The sequence below is a fragment of the Microcystis sp. M53598_WE2 genome (assembly GCF_030067735.1).
Taxonomy (GTDB): Bacteria; Cyanobacteriota; Cyanobacteriia; order Cyanobacteriales; family Microcystaceae; genus Microcystis; species Microcystis aeruginosa.
On sequence record NZ_JASJFE010000394.1, the window covers coordinates 1 to 1939 of the forward strand.

Here is a 1939-nt window from a genome sequence, read left to right on the forward strand (position 1 = left end):
CCTGTTTTGCCCCCACAGGTGCAAGATTTTGAGAGAATCGTGGTTCAAAACCTTGGGTCTTCATCGGCCCGCGTCCTGTAGGGGCGAAGCATTCGGGCAATAACCTATCGCTGAAACCGTAGATTCTCTATCCGAATGCTTCGCCCGTACTTTTTCAGCAAATCCTAATCAGTTTTTAATAACCAGATTTAGTGTAATTTGGATAGTCAACAGCTTACCCACGACTATAAAATTAACATCCATCTTGCGGGGGTATTACCCTTGTTAATACCCCCTATTTTTGGTCTGGTATAGTGTTAAGCTTCTCCTGTGATTGATAAACCCTCTACCCAAACGTAGGGACAAACACCACTGGGAGTAATAACTGCTTCCGGTTCCAGATAAACAATCGATTTCAGCAGTGTTAAAATATCCCCAGCTACGGTAGCGGAATCGATGCTAATGCGCTCATTTTTGTTCACTAACCAACCGTCAAACGGCAAAGAGAAGGAACCTTGTAGAGAATTAACTCCCGCATGAAGTGCCTGTAAACTATCAATTAAAACCACATTTTCTGCTGTTTCCAAAGAATAGCTTTTTGGTTGATTAGCACTAGCAAAAACGTGATAAAAATGGGGACTAACCGTTACTTTTGAACCAATGTTACCGTTGCCAGTCGGTTCCGTATTCATCCGTTTAGCGGTAATCGTGCTATGGAGAAAATTACTCAAAATCCCCTCTTTAATTAATTCCACACGACGGGTGGGAGTGCCTTCACTATCAAAAGTTTCTGCGGCAACATTAGCCGGATGGAGGGAATCATCGCACAAATTTAAGGCAGTAGCAGCGATTTGTGTCCCTAGGGATTCAGGAGTAGAAAGACTCTGTTTATCAAGGACATTTTGGGCATTAAACAGATTAGAAAATGCTCCCATTAGACTCAAAAAGGCGCGGGGGGCAAAAACCACCAAATATTTACCCGTGGTAATCGGTTGATAGTCCAGATGGCTAACAGTTTTGCTAATCGCTTCCTCGATGCAACCATCGATATCTAATTTTTCCAGTCCCGGACTCACCCGAAAAGCACCAGCGCTGCGGGGTTTTTTGCCTTCCTGTTCGGTTTTGGTGTATAAATACACACTGGCATAACTACGCGCTTCCTGACGCATTGCCCCGTCGCTATTGAGATAAAAACGTCTGACCTGCTGTTGTCCCAAACCGTTATAGGGAACACTGGCAATAGCCGGATGGGCCGCTAGTAGGGATTTTTCGGCGGCTAATAACTTATCGACGAGAGTGGATACAGGTGCTTGATTAGACATTTCGCTGGCCACTTCTGTGGTGGGTGCGGTGGCAGCGGGACTAAAATCGGGGACATTTTCCTTAACACCAAAAAAGCTGGCTTCTTGGGCGGTTTTCAGGGCTAATTGCAGTCCCACCAGGTCCACATCGGTGGTCGAGGTGACACCGACTTGATTATCCCGATTCCAGACGCGAACGATAACGCTGGAACGATTGGAAGCTTGTACCTGTTTGGGTTCCCCTTGAAACACATCCACATCGGTTTCATCCACAGAGGAACCATAGATGTCGTATTTAGCAATTCCTAAAGCTTGGGCGCTAGAATTAGCGATTTGGGCGATATCTTCAACTTTTGGCATAGATTTTTTTTGGTGTTGGAGGATTTTTCAGTTATCAGTAAACAGTAATCAGTAATCAGTAATCAGTGAAAAGAAAGCTCAGAACTTGCCACTTAACAGTGTCCACTGAAAACTCAAATCTGATAACTGATAGCGGTCAGCCGTAAGCTGGATAAGTAGGGAGGCACAATTATTTGTAGGATGGGTTAGCGGTAGCGTAAACCATGCGGGCGTTGGGTTTCATGCTTCAACCCAACCTACGTTCATCTTATATTTAATTCCACCCACCCACTTAATTATCGATTGCCTAAACCAACAGA

1 protein-coding gene is annotated in these 1939 nt (G+C 44.8%); it reads right to left on the reverse strand.

Translation table 11 applies throughout. From position 1 onward, the window contains the following. Window positions 1-296: 296 nt before the first annotated feature. Window positions 297-1640 (reverse strand): TldD/PmbA family protein, encoded by a 1344-nt coding sequence (locus PX636_RS08485; RefSeq protein WP_288116749.1) that lies wholly within the window; start codon window positions 1638-1640, stop codon window positions 297-299. Window positions 1641-1939: the final 299 nt, after the last annotated feature.